The sequence below is a fragment of the Pseudomonas sp. S12(2018) genome (assembly GCF_024355235.1).
Taxonomy (GTDB): domain Bacteria; phylum Pseudomonadota; class Gammaproteobacteria; order Pseudomonadales; family Pseudomonadaceae; genus Aquipseudomonas; species Aquipseudomonas palmensis.
Genome location: NZ_QLAD01000001.1, coordinates 78,854 through 96,192, shown reverse-complemented (window position 1 = coordinate 96,192; position 17,339 = coordinate 78,854). Strand labels below are relative to the sequence as shown.

Annotated in this window: 16 protein-coding genes and 1 pseudogene; 9 read left to right on the top strand and 8 right to left on the bottom strand. The window is 63.4% G+C overall.

Annotated elements, in window-relative coordinates:
• Positions 1 to 17: 17 nt before the first annotated feature.
• Complete coding sequence (locus DN388_RS00480) at positions 18 to 590, top strand: elongation factor P (protein ID WP_043862733.1); 573 nt, start codon at positions 18 to 20, stop codon at positions 588 to 590.
• A 78-nt stretch (positions 591 to 668) separates the two neighbouring features.
• On the opposite strand, the gene DN388_RS00475 is transcribed toward DN388_RS00480, so the two are convergent.
• The gene (locus DN388_RS00475; protein ID WP_043862734.1) at positions 669 to 1,127 is read right to left on the bottom strand and encodes a MarR family winged helix-turn-helix transcriptional regulator; all 459 of its coding nucleotides are present in this window, start codon (positions 1,125 to 1,127) and stop codon (positions 669 to 671) included.
• Between the two features lie 51 nt (positions 1,128 to 1,178).
• Complete coding sequence (locus DN388_RS00470) at positions 1,179 to 2,135, bottom strand: LysR family transcriptional regulator (protein WP_054915829.1); 957 nt, start codon at positions 2,133 to 2,135, stop codon at positions 1,179 to 1,181.
• 105 nt (positions 2,136 to 2,240) lie between these two features.
• Here DN388_RS00470 and DN388_RS00465 point away from each other — a divergent pair, with 105 nt between their 5' ends.
• Positions 2,241 to 2,990, top strand: a complete 750-nt coding sequence (locus tag DN388_RS00465) for a sulfite exporter TauE/SafE family protein (RefSeq protein WP_043862736.1) — start codon at positions 2,241 to 2,243, stop codon at positions 2,988 to 2,990.
• A 48-nt stretch (positions 2,991 to 3,038) separates the two neighbouring features.
• Here the strand turns inward: DN388_RS00465 and DN388_RS00460 are convergent, their stop codons facing one another.
• Entirely contained in the window at positions 3,039 to 4,385 is a 1,347-nt protein-coding gene (locus tag DN388_RS00460) for a class II 3-deoxy-7-phosphoheptulonate synthase (protein WP_054915827.1), read from the bottom strand.
• Positions 4,386 to 4,513: 128 nt separating this feature from the next.
• Here DN388_RS00460 and DN388_RS00455 point away from each other — a divergent pair, with 128 nt between their 5' ends.
• Both DN388_RS00455 and DN388_RS00450 read left to right on the top strand, forming a co-directional pair.
• Positions 4,514 to 5,269, top strand: a complete 756-nt coding sequence (locus tag DN388_RS00455) for a spermidine synthase (protein WP_043862738.1) — start codon at positions 4,514 to 4,516, stop codon at positions 5,267 to 5,269.
• A gap of 322 nt (positions 5,270 to 5,591) precedes the next feature.
• Positions 5,592 to 7,293 (top strand): annotated as a pseudogene (locus DN388_RS00450) (DEAD/DEAH box helicase).
• A 104-nt stretch (positions 7,294 to 7,397) separates the two neighbouring features.
• Here the strand turns inward: DN388_RS00450 and DN388_RS00445 are convergent.
• Positions 7,398 to 8,165 carry a class III extradiol ring-cleavage dioxygenase gene (locus DN388_RS00445; RefSeq protein WP_054915826.1) on the bottom strand — a complete coding sequence of 256 codons (768 nt, stop codon included), beginning with the start codon at positions 8,163 to 8,165 and terminating at the stop codon, positions 7,398 to 7,400.
• 105 nt (positions 8,166 to 8,270) lie between these two features.
• Between DN388_RS00445 and DN388_RS00440 the strand changes: the two genes are divergently transcribed.
• On the top strand, positions 8,271 to 8,924 hold the full coding sequence (locus tag DN388_RS00440) for a thiopurine S-methyltransferase (RefSeq protein ID WP_254996307.1): 654 nt from the start codon (positions 8,271 to 8,273) through the stop codon (positions 8,922 to 8,924).
• 51 nt (positions 8,925 to 8,975) lie between these two features.
• On the opposite strand, the gene htpX is transcribed toward DN388_RS00440, so the two are convergent.
• Positions 8,976 to 9,863 (bottom strand): protease HtpX, encoded by an 888-nt coding sequence (gene htpX / locus DN388_RS00435; RefSeq protein ID WP_043862742.1) that lies wholly within the window; start codon positions 9,861 to 9,863, stop codon positions 8,976 to 8,978.
• A 203-nt stretch (positions 9,864 to 10,066) separates the two neighbouring features.
• Positions 10,067 to 11,278, bottom strand: coding sequence for a pyridoxal phosphate-dependent aminotransferase (locus DN388_RS00430; RefSeq protein ID WP_043862743.1), 1,212 nt, complete (start codon positions 11,276 to 11,278; stop codon positions 10,067 to 10,069).
• Between the two features lie 165 nt (positions 11,279 to 11,443).
• Here DN388_RS00430 and msrB point away from each other — a divergent pair, with 165 nt between their 5' ends.
• The gene (gene msrB, locus DN388_RS00425; protein ID WP_043862744.1) at positions 11,444 to 11,839 is read left to right on the top strand and encodes a peptide-methionine (R)-S-oxide reductase MsrB; all 396 of its coding nucleotides are present in this window, start codon (positions 11,444 to 11,446) and stop codon (positions 11,837 to 11,839) included.
• A gap of 26 nt (positions 11,840 to 11,865) precedes the next feature.
• Positions 11,866 to 12,354 carry a glutathione peroxidase gene (locus DN388_RS00420; protein ID WP_043862745.1) on the top strand — a complete coding sequence of 163 codons (489 nt, stop codon included), beginning with the start codon at positions 11,866 to 11,868 and terminating at the stop codon, positions 12,352 to 12,354.
• On the opposite strand, the gene DN388_RS00415 is transcribed toward DN388_RS00420, so the two are convergent.
• Positions 12,351 to 14,717 carry a response regulator gene (locus DN388_RS00415; RefSeq protein ID WP_081315148.1) on the bottom strand — a complete coding sequence of 789 codons (2,367 nt, stop codon included), beginning with the start codon at positions 14,715 to 14,717 and terminating at the stop codon, positions 12,351 to 12,353. The two genes, DN388_RS00420 and DN388_RS00415, sit on opposite strands and share 4 nt — an antisense overlap.
• A 76-nt stretch (positions 14,718 to 14,793) precedes the next feature.
• Here DN388_RS00415 and DN388_RS00410 point away from each other — a divergent pair, with 76 nt between their 5' ends.
• Together DN388_RS00410 and DN388_RS00405 are read left to right on the top strand one after the other, a co-directional pair.
• Positions 14,794 to 15,681 (top strand): ATP-binding protein, encoded by an 888-nt coding sequence (locus DN388_RS00410; protein WP_058541064.1) that lies wholly within the window; start codon positions 14,794 to 14,796, stop codon positions 15,679 to 15,681.
• Positions 15,681 to 16,163 (top strand): GAF domain-containing protein, encoded by a 483-nt coding sequence (locus DN388_RS00405; protein ID WP_054915824.1) that lies wholly within the window; start codon positions 15,681 to 15,683, stop codon positions 16,161 to 16,163. Before DN388_RS00410 ends, DN388_RS00405 begins: the two co-directional genes overlap by 1 nt.
• Before the next feature lie 75 nt (positions 16,164 to 16,238).
• On the opposite strand, the gene DN388_RS00400 is transcribed toward DN388_RS00405, so the two are convergent.
• Entirely contained in the window at positions 16,239 to 17,006 is a 768-nt protein-coding gene (locus DN388_RS00400; RefSeq protein ID WP_043862749.1) for a hypothetical protein, read from the bottom strand.
• Positions 17,007 to 17,339 lie beyond the last annotated feature (333 nt).

Here is a 17,339-nt window from a genome sequence, read left to right as displayed (position 1 = left end):
AATTCGGATATCTCGCAATGAAAACTGGTAAAGAGCTGAAACCCGGTACCGTGATCCGTATCGACAACGACCCTTGGCTGGTTCAGAAAGCTGAATTCACCAAATCGGGCCGTAACAGCGCGATCATGAAGACCAAGCTGAAAAACCTGCTGACCGGCTACAAGACCGAAACCGTCTACAGCGCCGACGACAAGCTGGACGACGTGATCCTCGACCGCAAAGAAGCGACCCTGTCCTTCATCAGCGGCGACACCTACACGTTCATGGACACCACCGACTACACCATGTACGAGCTGAACGCCGAAGACATCGAAAGCGTTCTGCCTTTCGTTGAAGAAGGCATGACCGATGTGTGCGAAGCCGTATTCTTCGAAGACCGCCTGGTTTCCGTAGAGCTGCCGACCACCATCGTGCGTCAGGTCGACTACACCGAAGGTTCCGCCCGTGGCGATACCTCCGGCAAGGTCATGAAGCCTGCCAAACTGAAGAACGGTACCGAGCTGTCGGTTGCCGACTTCATCGAGATCGGTGACTGGATCGAGATCGACACCCGCGAAGGTGGCTCCTACAAGGGCCGCGCCAAGGTTTAAACCTGGCGATCTGCGCGAACACGAAAACCCGGCCAAGGCCGGGTTTTTTTATGCCCTGCCTGCGCGGCTGCGGCGCCGTCAGAGGCTGTTCTGCAGGTTGTCGCGCAGCGCCAGCAGCTCGGCCTGCAAGCGTTGCAGGCGCTCCAGCGAGTGGCCGCTGGCGCCCAGGATGCACGGCGGTATCGAGCGTGCCTGCGCTTGCAGGGCACGCCCCTGGGCAGTCAGTTGCACGATCACCACGCGCTCGTCCTCGCGGCTGCGGGTGCGCTTGAGCAGGCCCTCGGCTTCCAGGCGCTTGAGCAAGGGCGTGAGCGAGCCGGGGTCGGTCAGCAGGCGATGGCTGATTTCGCCGACGGTCAGCCCGTCCTGCTCCCATAGCACCAGCATGGCCAGGTACTGCGGGTAGGTCAGGCCCAGTGCCTGCAGCAGTGGCTTGTACACCTTGGTCATGAGCAGTGACGTGGAGTGCAGGGCGAAGCACACCTGATTGTCGAGCAGCAGCTCATCGTAAACGGGCGCTTTGGAGGTGGCGTTCATGCGGCTCCTTTCTATCTGGTCCATGAAATGGTGGCGCGCATGCTATGCGCGCTATTGCCAGCGCAGCTCGCTCTGCAGTGCCAGGTCCCAGGGAGGGATGGGGCTGAAGCGGCTCTTGAGGAATTCGAGCAGCAAACGGCTGCGAGAGTTCGTTTCATGTTCAAGGCGCAATGCATAGACACCGCTGGTTTCGGCCGGGGGCAGCCCGTTCTCGCAGAACAGCGGCAGCAGGTCGCCGCGCAGCAGGTACTCGCTGATCAGCCAGGTGGGCAGGTGCGCGATGCCCAGGCCCGCCAGGGCGCCGAACAGCAGGGTCTCGGCGTTGTTGGCGCTCATGCGCATGCGCGAGGGGCGCAGCAGACGCATCTGCCCGTCCACCGCGAAGCGCCAGGCGAAGGGTGGGGCCAGGCCATCCCAGTCCAGCCCGTCGTGCTCTGGCAGGTCGCAGGGGCTGGCAGGCACGCCGCGGGCCTGCAGGTAGGCGGGGCTGGCGCAGGCAATGCGCACCATGTACGCCAGCGGTGTTGCCACCAGCCGGGTATCGGCCAGAGGGCCTGCACGCAGCACCAGGTCGACTTCGCCCAGGTGCGCGCCCTGCAGGTCGACGAAGCTGTCGATCAGGCGCAGTTGCACGTCCAGGCCCGGGTACGCCACCAGAAAATCGGCGATGGCCGGTGCCAGGTGGCGGCGGCCGAACGCCGAAGGCGCATCGATGCGGATCAGGCCCTCCGGTGCATTGCTCAGCGACACGGCCTCGGCGCGGGCCAGACGCAGCTCTTCGACGATACGCCGGGCGCGTTCGGCGAATGCATTGCCGGCGGGCGTGGGGCGTACCGCATGGGTGCTGCGCACGAACAGGCGGCTGCCCACGGCGGCCTCCAGGGTATCGATGCGTCGGGCCACCGCCGAAGGGGTCAGCGGGTGGCGCCGCGCCGCGGCGGAAAAGCTGCCGCTTTCGAGCACATCGAGAAACAGGCTCAGGTGTTGGGTGAGGGCGTCCGGGGTCATGGTGATTGCTTGTGCGAGTTGGGCACAGCCATTGTGCGTTGCTGTGCGTTTCCCCGCTAGCCCGCCATCGGTAGCATGGCGCTATTGCAGAGCAGAGAGGCGAGCATGGTCGAGTGGTTGATGTACATCGTATTGGGAGCAGGGCTGGGTACCCTGGGCGGGCTGTTCGGGATCGGCGGCGGCCTGATCGCGATCCCCGTGCTGGGCGTGCTGTTCGGCCTTGACCAGCAACTGGCCCAGGGCACCGCGCTGGTGATGGTGGTGCCGAACGTGTTGCTGGCGCTGTGGCGCTATCACCAGCGCAATCGCATCGAGCTGCGTCATGCATTGCCCTTGTCGCTGGCCGGCTTCGTGTTCGCCTGGCTCGGCTCGATCTGGGCGGTGGGGTTGGATGCACAGGCCATGCGCGTCGGCTTCGTGGTGTTTCTGGTGGCGCTGACGGTGTGGAACCTGGTGCGCATGTTCACTCGCAACGCGCCGCCTTCGACCGAGTTGCGCCAGCCCTGGCCCTGGCTGGGTGTGCTGGGCGGGGGTGCCGGTGTGGTCGGCGGGCTGTTCGGGGTAGGGGGCGCGGTGGTCGCCACACCGGTGCTGACCAGTGTGTTCGGCACCACCCAGGTGGTTGCCCAGGGCCTGTCGCTGGCACTGGCGGCGCCCAGTACCTCGGTCACGCTGCTGACCTACGGGCTGCACCAGCATGTGGACTGGAACATGGGCATCGCACTGGCACTGGGCGGCTTGCTGAGTATCAGCTGGGGCGTGAAGCTGGCCCATGCGCTACCGGAAAAGGTCCTGCGCTCGTTGTTCTGTGTGTTTCTGGTGGTGTGCGCGTTGATGCTGGGCTTCAGGGTCTGAAGCCCGCCGCGGGTCGAGCCGGCACGGCCGTCGAGGGCCGTGCAGGTGTCAGCGCCGTACCTGCTTGAGCGTTTCGGCGATCAGGAACGCCAGCTCCAGCGACTGGTCGGCGTTCATGCGCGGGTCGCAGTGGGTGTGGTAACGGTCCGACAGCGCGTCTTCGGTGATCGGCCGGGCGCCGCCGATGCATTCGGTGACGTTCTGACCGGTCATCTCGATGTGAATGCCACCGGCATGGCTGCCTTCGGCCTGGTGCACCTGGAAGAACTGCTTGACCTCGCCCAGGATCTGCGCGAAATCGCGGGTCTTGTAGCCGCTGCTGGCCTTGATGGTATTGCCGTGCATCGGGTCGGAGCTCCACAGTACCTTGCGCCCCTCGCGCTCGACGCTGCGGATAAGCCCCGGCAGGTGCTCGCCGACCTTGTTGGCCCCCATGCGCACGATCAGGTTGAGCCGGCCCGGGTCGTTGGCCGGATTGAGGATGTCGATCAGGCGGATCAGCTCCTCGGTGTTCATGCTCGGGCCCACCTTGACCCCGATCGGGTTGTTCACCCCGCGCAGGAACTCCACGTGGGCGCCGTCCAGCTGACGGGTGCGATCACCGATCCAGAGCATGTGCGCCGAGCAGTCGAAGTAGTCGCCGGTCAGGCTGTCGCGCCGCACGAAGGCTTCCTCGTAGTTGAGCAGCAACGCCTCGTGCGCGGTGAAAAAGCTGGTTTCGCGCAGTTGCGGCGAGCTGTCCATGCCGCAGGCGCGCATGAAGGCCAGGGTTTCGTCGATGCGGTCGGCCAGCTGGCTGTACTTTTCGGCCAGCGCCGAGTTGGCGATGAAGTCCAGGTTCCACTTGTGCACCTGGTGCAGGTCGGCGAAACCACCCTGGGCGAAGGCGCGCAGCAGGTTGAGGCTGGCGGTGGACTGGTGATAGGCCTGCAGCAGGCGCTCCGGGTCGGGCACGCGGCTGGCAGGGTCGAAGCCGATGCCGTTGACGATGTCGCCCCGGTAGGCCGGCAGGGTCACCTCGCCGATGGTTTCGTCATTGGACGAGCGCGGCTTGGCGAACTGCCCGGCCATGCGCCCCACCTTGACCACCGGGCAGCCGGCGGCAAAGGTCATGACGATGGCCATCTGCAGCAGCACCTTGAAGGTGTCGCGGATTTTCGCTGCCGAGAACTCGGCAAAGCTTTCGGCGCAATCGCCGCCCTGCAGCAGGAAGGCACGGCCTTCGGTCACTTCGGCGAACTGGCGGCGCAGCTCGCGCGCCTCGCCGGCGAACACCAGCGGCGGGTAGCTGGCCAGGGTCTGCTCGACCTTGAGCAGGTGCGCTGCATCGGGGTAGTGCGGTTGCTGCTGGATCGGCAGGGCACGCCAGCTATCGGGACTCCAGGGTTGGCTCATCACAGGCTCGGTTTCTATCGGAAAAGGGCTGTGAACATGCTAACACCTGGACCCTGCCTTGTTGCATCGCCTGTATTGACGGACAATGGTCGTTTTTGCTTGGGCACATGCAGGTGTCGGGAGAGAGCATGACAGAGGAACGGGTAGAGCGGCTGCTGGCGCAGGTGCACGACGAGTTCGGCACCATCAGCGTGCTGGAAGTCGAGGACTACCGCTTTCTCGAGTTTGGCGAGGCCATCGAGCAGAGCTGCGTATTCACTGCCGACCCGAGCTGGCTGGAGTACGACTATACCCGCGCCATGCTGGTGGGCGCGCTGTGCCACTGCGAGCCTGAAAGTGCGCTGTTTCTCGGCCTGGGTGCCGGTACCCTGACCCAGGCCTGCCTGAAGTTCCTGCCCCTGGAGGACGTGGAGGCCATCGAGCTGCGTCCCGAGGTGCCGCGCCTGGCCATCGAGTACCTGGGGCTGGACGATGATCCGCGCCTTTACATCCGCGTGGGTGATGCGGTCGAGCTGCTGGAGACGGCCGAGCCTGCCGACCTGATCTTCGTCGACCTCTACACCGACCACGGGCCCGGCGTCGGCCACCTGGCCTGGAAGTTTCTCGAAGACTGCCAGAAGCGCCTTAACCCCGGCGGCTGGCTGGTCATCAACCAGTGGGCCACCGATGACGGCAAGCCGCTGGGCGCTGCGCTGTTGCGCGGGCTGTATCACCGCCATTACTGGGAGCTGCCGGTGAAGGAGGGCAACGTCATCCTGCTGGTGCCCGCCGACCTCGACCAGACCCTCGACCGGGAGGCGCTCACCGCGCGCGCCCGGGCTCTTGAACCGCGCCTGGGTTACTCCCTGCAGCGCCTGATCGAGGTGATCCGACCGGCATCTTGAATAAAACGTTTCAGCTCCGGCCGCGCCGCCAACAGACGCGTGGGCCTCGATCATCGGCAAGGGCTGTCGATTCGAGGCCTCCGGGCTTCTCTTCCCTGTAAAAAAGTCTCACGCGATGCAGGAAATCAGGTATAGTACGCGCCGGTCTTTTACCGGACCTCGTTCAGGTAGTGCAATTCCCCGAAGCCAGCTTCGGCTGCGCGTCCGCACCGCGGACTCTGCCTTGACGTTCCTTTTTTTCTTCAATCGTTTTCGCAAATCCCCGCCGACAAAGCTGCCAGGGTGACCTTCGGGTCTTACAAGGCATGTGCAGCTTTGGAGCATGGGTCTTTGCGGATGCACTTAGAGGCAGACCCATGACCCAGGAAACCGGCGGCTTCGCCGCTCTCGATCTTCATCCAAGTATTGTTGCCGCCGTTATCGCCACTGGCTACGAAGAGCCATCGGCCATTCAGCAGCAATCGATCCCGATTATTCTTGCCGGTCATGACATGATCGGTCAGGCGCAGACAGGTACCGGTAAAACCGCTGCCTTCGCTCTGCCAATCCTGCACCGCATCGACCCGAGCAAGCGCGAGCCGCAAGCCCTGATCCTGGCGCCAACCCGTGAGTTGGCGCTGCAAGTAGCTACCGCATTCGAAACCTACGCCAAGCAGATGCCGGGCGTTACCGTGGTAGCGGTATACGGTGGTGCCCCGATGGGCCCACAACTCAAAGCAATCCGTAACGGCGCGCAGATCGTCGTCGCTACCCCTGGCCGTCTGTGCGACCACCTGCGTCGCGACGAGAAGGTGCTGGCTACCGTCAATCACCTGGTGCTCGACGAAGCTGACGAAATGCTCAAGCTGGGCTTCATGGACGACCTGGAAGTCATCTTCAAGGCCATGCCGGAAACCCGCCAGACCGTACTGTTCTCGGCCACCCTGCCGCAGTCGATCCGTGCGATCGCCGAGCGTCACCTGCGTGACCCGAAACACGTCAAGATCCAGACCAAGACCCAGACCGTGACTGCCATCGAGCAGGCACACCTGATGGTCCACGCCGACCAGAAGGTCTCGGCGGTACTGCGCCTGCTGGAAGTCGAAGAGTTCGATGCACTGATCGCCTTCGTACGTACCAAGCAAGCCACCCTGGACCTGGCCAGCGCCCTGGAAGCCAAAGGCTACAAGGCTGCCGCGCTCAACGGTGACATCGCCCAGAACCAGCGTGAGCGCGTCATCGACTCGCTCAAGGATGGTCGCCTGGACATCGTCGTCGCTACCGACGTCGCTGCCCGTGGTCTGGACGTACCGCGCATCACCCACGTGTTCAACGTCGACATGCCGTACGATCCGGAGTCCTACGTTCACCGTATCGGCCGTACCGGCCGTGCCGGTCGCGAAGGTCGTGCACTGCTGCTGGTCACCCCGCGTGAGCGCCGCATGCTGCAGGTGATCGAGCGTGTGACTGGCCAGAAGGTTGCCGAAGTTCGTCTGCCCAACGCCCAGGCCGTACTGGACGCGCGCATCAAGAAGCTCACCAACAGCCTCGCGCCGCTGGTTGCCGATGCAGAAGCTACCCACGGTGATCTGCTCGACCGCCTGACTGCCGACATCGGTTGCAGCCCGCGTGCCCTGGCCGCGGCCCTGCTGCGCAAGGCCACCAATGGCCAGGCGCTGACCCTGGAAGCCGTCGAGAAAGAGCAGCCGCTGGTGCCGACTTCGGCCCCGCGTGGTGATCGTCCTGCCGGTGAGCGCTCCGAGCGTGGCGAGCGTGAGCGTCGCGCGCCGATGCCACTGGGTGAAGGTCGTGCACGTTGCCGTACCGCGCTGGGTGCGCGTGACGGTATCGCGGCCAAGAACCTGCTGGGTGCGATCCTCAACGAAGGCGGCCTGGCCCGCGAAGCGATCGGTCGCATCCAGGTGCGCGACAGCTTCAGCTTGGTCGAGCTGCCGGAAGATGGCCTCGAGAAGCTGCTGACCAAGCTCAAGGACACTCGCGTTGCCGGCAAGCAGCTGAAGCTGCGTCGTTATCGCGAAGATTGATCTTCGAGTGAAATGAAAAATCCCCGACTGGTTCGGGGATTTTTTTTGCCTGGGCGACCTGTTCCGCCTGTAGGGCCGGCCTTGCCGGGGAAAGGGCTGCCGCCTCAGTCGAACCGATAGATATCCATTCCCAGTGCTCCCAGGGTAAAGCCCTGGTGCTCGATCGCGAACCGCTCGCCCGCGCCGCGGGCAAAGTACAGCGGCAGCAGGTGCTCGTCGCTCGGGTGGTTGCGCACCGCAAACGGCGCCTGCCGGCGATAGTCATGCAGGGCCGGCGTGTCGCCCGCAGCCAGCTTGTCGATCATCCAGTCGCGAAACGCCAGTGCCCAGGGCTCTACGCTCTCGGGGCCGGCATGCCAGTCGAGTTCGCGCAGGTTGTGGGTAATGCTGCCGGAGCCGATCAGCAGCACGCCTTCCTCGCGCAGGGCCGCCAGTGCCTGGCCTACCTGTTGCTGGTACGCCGGGCCGTGCTGGCTGGGCAGTGATACCTGCACCACCGGTATGTCCGCCGCCGGGTACATCAGCGACAGGGGCACCCACGCGCCATGGTCGAAAGGCCGCTTGGCGTCGAGTGTTGTGGGCAGCCCGGCTTCATTGAGCCGTTGCCTTACCTGTTCGGCGAGCTGTGGGTCGCCGGGGGCAGGGTACTGCACGGCATACAAGGCGGCCGGAAAGCCGCCGAAGTCGTGCCAGGTGGGTGGGTGCGGGTTGCTTGTCACGCGCAGTTCGGTGGTTTCCCAGTGCGCAGACATCACGACGATCGCTCTGGGGCGCGGCAGTTGCGCCGCCAGGCGCGCAAGTGCCGGGCCGCTGGCACCCGGTTCCAGTGCCAGCATGGGAGAGCCGTGGGAGATAAACAGGCTGGGCAGCATCGGGGTGGTCCTGAAGGTTAATATGCAGCCATCTTCAGGCAGATCATTGATCTAAATCTAATATAAGTTTTTGCGGTATTTAATCGAATTTATCGAGGTAAGGTTATGCAGCCCGCGTTCTGGCACAACCGCTGGGAGAACGATCTGATCGGCTTTCACCAGCAGCAGGTCAACCCGTATCTGCAGCAGCATTGGCCCGCACTGGGCATTGCGCCTGGTGCCCGTGTACTGGTGCCGCTGTGCGGCAAGAGCCTGGACATGGCGTGGCTGGCCGCGCAAGGCCACGACGTGCTGGGGGTGGAGTTGTCCGAGCGGGCGGTGAAGGACTTTTTTTCCGAGCATGAGCGGGAGCCGCAGGTTTCGCAGCAGGGGGCCTTCACGGTCTACCGCAGCGAGGGCATCGAGTTGTGGTGTGGCGATTTCTTCGCACTGACCGCGGGTGACGTGCGGGGCTGTACGGGCCTTTACGACCGTGCCGCGATCATCGCCTTGCCGCCTGCCATGCGCGAGCGGTATGTGGCGCATCTGCAGCAGCTCCTGCCGTCGCCTTGCAAGGGCCTGTTGATCACTCTGGACTACGATCAGGCGGTCACTGACGGTCCGCCCTTTGCCGTGCCCGATGAAGAGGTCGAGTGCCTGTTCGGCGAGCATTGGCAGTTGGCGATCGCCGCGCAGGACGACGTGTTGGCGCAGAGCCCCAGGTTCATCAAGGCGGGTGCTGATCGGCTGGTGGAGCGGGTGTACCGTCTGCAACGCTGAAATGAAAAAGGGCGACCCGTGGGTCGCCCTTCCTGTTTGCCTGCTGCTCGCTTAGCCGCGACGACGCAGGGCTTCGATACGATCTTCCAGCGGCGGGTGGCTCATCAGCAGGCCTGCCAGGCCCTGCTTCAGGCCACCATTGATGCCGAAGGCATTCAGGGTGTCAGGCATGTGCACAGGCACGCCCTGTTCAGAACGCAGGCGCTGCAGCGCGCCGATCATCGCGTTGGTGCCGGCCAGGCGGGCGCCGGCTTCGTCGGCGCGGAACTCGCGTTTGCGCGAGAACCACATGACGATGATGCTGGCCAGGATACCCAGGACCAGTTCGGCAACGATGGTCGCGATGTAGTAGGCAATGCCCTGGCCTTCTTCGTTCTTGAAGATCACCTTGTCGACGAAGTTGCCGATGATGCGTGCGAAGAACATCACGAAGGTGTTGACCACACCCTGTACCAGCGCGAGGGTCACCATGTCGCCGTTGGCGACGTGGCCGATCTCGTGGGCCAGCACGGCGCGTACTTCATCACGCGAGAAACGCTCGAGCAGGCCCTGGCTGACCGCGACCAGCGCATCGTTGCGATTCCAGCCGGTAGCGAAGGCGTTGGCCTCGTAGGCCGGGAAGACACCCACCTCGGGCATCTTGATGCCTGCCTGGCGGGAAAGCTCTTCGACGGTCTGCAGCAGCCATTGCTCATGGTGGGTGCGCGGCTGGGTGATGATCTGGGTACCGGTGCTCATCTTCGCCATCCACTTGGAGATGAACAGCGAGATCAGCGAGCCGGCAAAGCCGAACACAGCGCAGAAAATCAGCAACTGGTCGAGCTTGAGGTCAACCCCGTTTGCCGCCATGAACCCGTTGAAGCCGAACAGGCTCAGGGTGATGCTGGCAATCAGCACGACCGCAAGGTTGGTGGCCACAAACAGCAAAATGCGCATCATGGTTGTTACGTTCTCCTGACGGATAGAAAGCTTGCGTATGCGGGGTATATAAGGTGCGCGCTCCGTGTATTCAACCGGGCGACTATTTCAAACTGTGTACTTGTGCGGGCAGGCGCGGAGAATGCCAGGTGCGCGAGCCAGAGCGGCAGGCTTGAGGTTGGCCCGTGGCCTGCGCCAGGGCTGGCGCAGGCAGGCATTCGGGCTTACTGCTGGTAGGTCTTGAGGAAATTGCCGATGCGACCGATCGCCTGCTCCAGGTCATCGACACGTGGCAGGGTCACGACGCGGAAGTGGTCGGGCCACGGCCAGTTGAAGGCGGTGCCTTGCACGATCAGCAGTTTTTCCGACAGCAGCAGGTCGAGGGCGAACTTTTCGTCGTTGAAGATCGGGCAGACCTTCGGGTCGATGCGCGGGAAGGCATACAGGGCGCCCATCGGCTTGACGCAGCTGACCCCTGGAATGTCGTTGAGCAGCTCCCAGGTGCGGTTGCGCTGCTCCAGCAGGCGACCTGGCGGCAGCACCAGGTCATTGATGCTCTGGTAGCCGCCCAGTGCGGTCTGGATGGCGTGCTGGCTCGGCACGTTGGCGCACAGGCGCATGTTGGCCAGCATGTCGATGCCTTCGATATAGCTCTGGGCGTGCTGCTTGGGCCCGGACAACGCCAGCCAGCCGGAGCGGAAGCCCGCCACCCGGTACGACTTGGACAGGCCGTTGAAGGTCAGGCAGAGCAGGTCGGGGGCCAGCGAGGCGGTGCAGATGTGCACGGCATCGTCGTACAGGATCTTGTCGTAGATCTCGTCGGAGAACACCACCAGGTTGTGTTGGCGGGCGATTTCCAGCATGCCCAGCAGCAGCTCGCGCGAGTACACCGCGCCAGTGGGGTTGTTCGGGTTGATGATCACCATGGCCTTGGTGTTGGGGGTGATCTTGGCCTTGATGTCGGCAAGGTCGGGGAACCAGTCGGCCTGCTCGTCGCACAGGTAGTGCACCGGGTTGCCGCCGGCCAGGCTCACCGCAGCGGTCCACAGCGGGTAGTCCGGGGCCGGGATCAGCACCTCGTCGCCGTTGTTGAGCAGGGCCTGCATCGACATCACGATCAGCTCGGACACGCCGTTGCCCAGGTAGATGTCCTCGATGCCGACACCTTCGACCTGCTTCTGCTGGTAGTACTGCATCACCGCCTTGCGCGCGCTGAACAGGCCCTTGGAGTCGCTGTAGCCCTGGGCGGTGGGCAGGTTGCGGATCACATCCTGGAGGATCTCGTCGGGCGCCTCGAAACCAAAGGGCGCCGGGTTGCCGATGTTCAGCTTGAGGATGCGGTGGCCTTCCTCCTCCAGGCGTTTGGCGTGCTTGAGCACCGGGCCGCGAATGTCGTAGCAGACATTGGCGAGCTTGTTCGATTTGCTGACCTGCATGATGTGATCCCGATTAGAAAAGATCGCCGCGCATTGCGCTGTGAAAACGTTTGAAATGCGTGTAACGCGGGTGCCAGACTGACGTCTGATGAGGCGCAATAATACGTGCCACCCGCGTTGTCGAAAAGACGCAGTGCGGGGTTTTTAATTCAGCGAGGCCTGGTGATGGAAAAGATCGAGAAAACCCTGGAAGAATGGCGTGCGATGCTCGACCCCGAGCAGTACAACGTGTGCCGCCTGAAGGGCACCGAGCGCCCGTTCAGCGGCAAGTACAACAGCACCCGCACCGATGGCGTCTACCATTGCATCTGCTGCAACAAGCCGCTGTTCGATTCCAGAGCCAAGTTCGACTCCGGCTGCGGCTGGCCCAGCTTCTACGAGCCTATCGCCGACAACGCGATGGTCGAGATCCGCGATACCTCACATGGCATGATTCGCACCGAAGTCACCTGCGCCACTTGCGATGCCCATCTGGGCCATGTGTTTCCCGACGGCCCGCCGCCCACCGGTCTGCGCTACTGCATCAACTCGGTGTGCCTTGACCTGGTGCCGCGACAGTAACCCACCCGAACGCAGGAGACGCGGTCATGGCCGACAACAGTTTGCTCAATATTCCCTGCACCACCCTGCGGGGCGAGCAGAAAACCCTGGCGGATTACCCGGCAAGGGCGGTGCTGGTGGTCAATACCGCCAGCCAGTGCGGGTTCACGCCACAGTACAAGGGCCTGGAGTCGCTATGGCAGCGCTATCGCGAGCGCGGCCTGGTGGTGTTGGGCTTTCCCTGCAACCAGTTCGGCAAGCAGGAGCCGGGCGATGAGCTGGCGATATCGCAGTTCTGTGAAGCCAACTTTGGCGTGAGCTTTCCCCTGTTCAGAAAGGTCGAGGTCAATGGGGCGGGCGCGCATCCCCTGTTCGCCGCGCTCAAGCAGAGGGCTCCCGGCCTGTTCGGTTCGCAGGCGATCAAGTGGAATTTCACCAAGTTCCTGGTCGATCCGCAGTCGGGTGCCGTGAGCCGTTATGCGCCCAGCACCAAGCCCGAGGCGCTGGCGGGCGATATCGAAAAGCTGCTGCGCTAGGTTTCAGGGGCTGTTGGCGGCACCCAGTGATCGATCAGCGCCAGCAACTCTTCGCGGCGAAAGGGTTTGGCCAGGTAGTCGTTCATGCCTGCCGCCCGGCAGCGTTCGCGCTCCTCGGGCATGGCGTTGGCGGTAAGTGCCACGATGGGCAGGTCGGGCCAGCGTCCGCTCTGGCGTATGCGCCGGCTGGCCTCGTAGCCGTCCATCACCGGCATGTTGCAGTCCATCAGCACCAGGTCGAAGGCGGCTTGCTCCAACTGCTCCAGGGCCTCCCCGCCGTGGGCGGCCACGATCACCTCGCAGCCCAGCTTGCCCAGCATGCCCTTGGCGACCAGCTGGTTCACCGGGTTGTCCTCCACCAGCAGGATGCGGGCACGACGCTCGCTGGTCTGGGTGCCCGCCTGGGCGACCGGGCCTGCATCGTCACTGCCCTGCAGAATGCGCTGCAAGGTCTGGTACAGGGCGTTGCGGGCCAGCGGGCGGGCCTGCTGCTGCAGCGGTGCCAACTGGGCGGCTTCTTCCCCCGGCAGGAAGTTGCCATAGGCGGTCACCAGCAGGATTGGCGCCTTGAGTGACGGACGCAGGCCGAACAGGCCATCCAGGTTGTCGGTGACCAGCAGGTCGGGCTCCAGGTCGACCAGGCTGTCGATGCTGTCATGGCGCGAGTACGTCAGCCCCCAACGTGGCAGCAGGCTCTGCAGCAGTTCGGCAAGGCCGCTGCTGGCGCTGCTGATCGCCACCACCTTGCCGCGCAGGGGGGCGGGTGCAATCGCCGGGGTGTGGGAGGCCAGCGGCAGCTCGACACTGAACTGGCTGCCGAAGCCAGCTTCCGAACTAATGCTCAGGCGCCCCTGCATGGCTTCGCAAAGATTGCGGGTCAGCGCCAGGCCCAGGCCGGTGCCGCCATACTGGCGGGTAATGCCGGCACCGGCCTGGGTGAAAGGCTGAAAGATCCTGACCTGGGCTTCCAGCGGGATGCCGATGCCCGTGTCGCAGACCTCCAGGCGCACGCCGCCGGGGTAGGTGCCCAGGCGAACGTCGACACGCCCGAACCGGGTGAACTTGAGCGCGTTGGACAGCAGGTTGCTGACGATCTGGCGCACCCGCGTGGGGTCACCCAGCACGCTGCTGGGAAACTGCGGATCGATCAGGCAGGTCAGCTCCACGCTGGGCGCCGCGTTCTGCGACAGCAGGTTGGCGGTGTCTTCCACCAGGGCGCCGAGGTCGAAGGGGATGCGCTCCAGCTCCAGCTGGCCGGCGTCGAACTTGGACAGGTCGAGAATATCGTTGAGCAGTTCCACCAGTACCTTGCCCGAGTCGTGGGCGATGGACAGCTGCTGGCGTTGTTCGGCGTTGAGCGGGCTGTCCAGCGACAGCGCGATCATGCCCAGCAGACCATTGAGCGGGGTGCGGATCTCGTGGCTCATGTTGGCCAGGAATGCGGCACGGGCCTGGGCCATGTCCAGCGCTCGGCGTCGCGCCTGCTCCAGTTCCTCGTTGGACTGGCTCAGGCGGGTGTTGCTGGACTTGAGTTCGTTGGTACGGGCCGAAACGATGTTTTCCAGCTCGTTGAGGTAGTCGGTCAGGCGGTTTTCGGCGTTGCGCCGCTGCTGGATCTCGGTGGCCATGCTCACGAACTGCTGGTTGGCGACCTTGACCAGCACGCCGATCTCGTCCTGTTCGTGACCGGGCGGGAAGGCCAGCTTGTTCTGGTTGGGCGCGCGTGCATTGCTGTTGCTCAGGGCGCTGATCACCCGCACCAGCGGCTTGGTCAGCATGAAATAGAACAGTGCCAGCAGGATGCCGGTCAGCACCAGGCTGCGCACGAACCCGTTGAGCAGCGTTACTTCGGCCCGCTTCAGAAAGCGGCTGCCGAAGGCGAAGGTGTCGACTTCAAGATACAGGGTGCCGAGGTATTCGCTGGGCATCTGGTCGAGCATCAGGCGATCCTGGAACTGCCGGCTCTGGCCGAAGAGAAAATCACTCAACATCCGATAGCTGCTTTGTTCGCGCGGGCGCTGCACATCGGACAACACGCTGTCGGTGTTGTCGATCAGGCGCGCACGGGTGATGGCGGGGGATTTGAGCAGGCCCAGGGTCAGTTCGTTGGCCAGTTCCGCATCGAGGTTGTAGGCAATGCGCGAGGCAGGGTTGTGGCTGATTTGCAGCAGTGCCTGCATCTCGCGATTGATAGAGGCGTCTTCGCTGGCATAATCGATGCCGATCTGGATGAGACTGAGCAATGTTCCCAGGATGAAACCGACCAGGACCGTCAGCCGGGCTTGCTTGTAAGACAGGCGATTGGTGAACTTGATATCCATGTATCCCGAGCCAGTTCCACTTTCCGTGCGCTGCGCAAGCATAGCCGATCACCCCCGGTAGCTGGCAGGTACTGTCGCACATTCAGGCTTTCCCAAGAATCTGTGTCGAGGACATAACGTGGACTCTCGCTTGAATGCTTTCCTGGAGCGCGCCGAATCGGTATTGGCGCGTCTGGAACCGCTGCTGCCGGCATTGCGCCCCAGCATCGATTGGACCCAGTGCCTGGCTGCCCGTTGGCAGCGCGAAGGGCGCAGCGGTTTTCTGCTGCCGCTCGAGGTCAGCCTGGACATGCGCCTGACCGACCTGATCGGTGTCGACAGGCAGCGTGAACAACTGGGCCGCAATACCCGCCAGTTCATCGACGGCATGCCGGCCAACCACGCGCTGCTGTGGGGCTCGCGCGGCACCGGCAAGTCGTCGCTGGTGCGTGCCTTGCTGGCAGAGTACGCCCCACAGGGGCTGCGCCTGATCGAGATCGAGCGTGACCACCTGGCGGACCTGCCGCGGGTGGTGGAACAACTGCACAAACTGCCACAGCGTTTCGTGCTGTTCTGCGATGACCTGTCGTTCGAGGCCGGGGAGGGCGACTACCGCGTGCTCAAGAGCGTGCTGGACGGCTCCCTCGAGCAGGCGCCGGACAACGTTCTGCTGTATGCCACCTCCAACCGTCGGCACCTGGTGCCGGAAAAGCAGAGCGACAACGAGAACTGGAAGATGGTCGACGGCGAGCTGCACCCCAGTGAGGCCGTCGAGGACAAGATTGCCCTGTCGGACCGCTTTGGTCTGTGGCTGTCGTTCTACCCGTTCACCCAGGAGCACTTCCTTGATGTGGTCGAGCACTGGATCACCCAGTTGGCGCTGGCGCCAGGTCTGGTCTGGGCGCGGGATGAAGAGCTGGACAAGGCCGCGATCCGCTGGGCAACCGGCCGCGGCAATCGCAATGGCCGGTGCGCCTATCAATTTGCCCGCTATTGGGTGGGCCTGAAACTGCTGGAGCAACAGTAATGATCGATTTGAATGCAGTGGGGGGCGGCCAGTGCGGCTATGACCTGCTGGCGGCGCAGCTGGAGGCACTACTGGACGGGGAGCGGGATTTCATTGCCAACGCTGCGCAGCTTTCCGCCTTTCTGTACAGCCAGGTCGAAGACCTGAATTGGGCAGGTTTCTACCTGGCGCGCGGTGAAGAGCTGGTGCTGGGGCCGTTTCAGGGGCAGGTTGCGTGTGTACGTATCCCGTTCGGGCGCGGAGTGTGCGGGGCTGCGGCGGCTACACGCCAGACCCAGCGTGTCGAGGATGTGCATGCCTTCCCGGGGCATATTGCCTGTGACAGCGCCTCCAACAGCGAGTTGGTGATCCCCCTGGTCAAGGACGGTGCGCTGATCGGCGTGCTGGACCTGGACAGCCCTGTACTTGCACGCTTTGGTGAGCAGGATCAGGCCGGGCTGGAGCGTCTGGCGCGGATTTTCCTGGATTCGACGGACTGCTGAGGCGGGTAGAGGCGTTGCGCTCATTCGCCAGCAAGGCTCCTGTCGGGGGCTGCTGGCGAATGGGTTGTGTTGCAATCAGTCGTAGATGACTTTCTTCTTCCAGTCTTCTTCGGTGTCGGACTTCAGCCCTTCGGTCAGTGGGTTGACCTCGTCTTCGGTTGGCTGGTTCTGGCTCAGTACCATGGCGTTGGCGCGTGCCAGCAGTTTGTCCATATAGTCGAGCTGCTCGCGGTAGAGCACCGGATCAGGTTGCTTGCGCAGGTACTGCACGCCCCGTTCGAACGCCAGGCGGGCCTGCCCCGGCTGGTTCTGCTGCAGCGCATGCTGCCCCAGGTTGTTGAAGAACTCGATGTGCAGCAGCACCAGGATATGGCGAATTTCCTTTACCCAGTACTTGGCTTCGTTGGTCGGCAGGAAGCCTTCCTGGGAGGCGCGCACCACCTGGCTGTGCAGGGCTTCGAGCAGAAAGCGTACATCCTTGGCGCGGGCTTCGGTCTGGATCGGGCCGGGAGGGTTGTTCACCGGTATGCCATCGCCCAGGGCAATCAGGCCCTGGAGCTCGCTGATGCGTGCCTGGATTTCACGGTTATGCTTGTCCAGGGCCAGGCGGCGCTGGTTCAGGTTCAGTTCGAGGCGGGTCAGCAGCAGCTTGAGTGCCGGGGTCATCAACTGGCCGGGGAAGGTTTCGGTGATTTCGCCACAACGACGCAAGCGGTCGGCCAGCTCGATCTTGAGACGGGCTCGTTCCAGCTTGTTGCTCTCGACTACATTGTTCAGGTAGCCAATCACGATCAAGAGTGCGATACCCGCTACTATAAGCAGGGTGATCAGAAGTGGTGTCACCGTTAACGCCTCATACAGGAAGGTTTGCCGTTTGAGTGTAGTGGCTTCGCTTTTGCCCGGATAGAGCTGTTTGGCAGTTGAGCAGGGCGGATTGCTGGCATTTTGCCTTGAGGTGCCGCCAGCACTGGGCCGCGTCGCGTATGTGCGTCAGAAAATAATCGTCAAGGCTCAGGCGCGCTGCGGCCTCCGTGGCAGCGTAAAGCAGGGCGAAGTCATTGATTTAAATAAATTTATATCTAGGGGTTGACGACTTCTCAAAGCACCCCTAGAATGCGCGCCACTTGCAGCGTAAAGCACACAGCGAAACGCGGCAGGGAGTGAATGTTGTAGCGT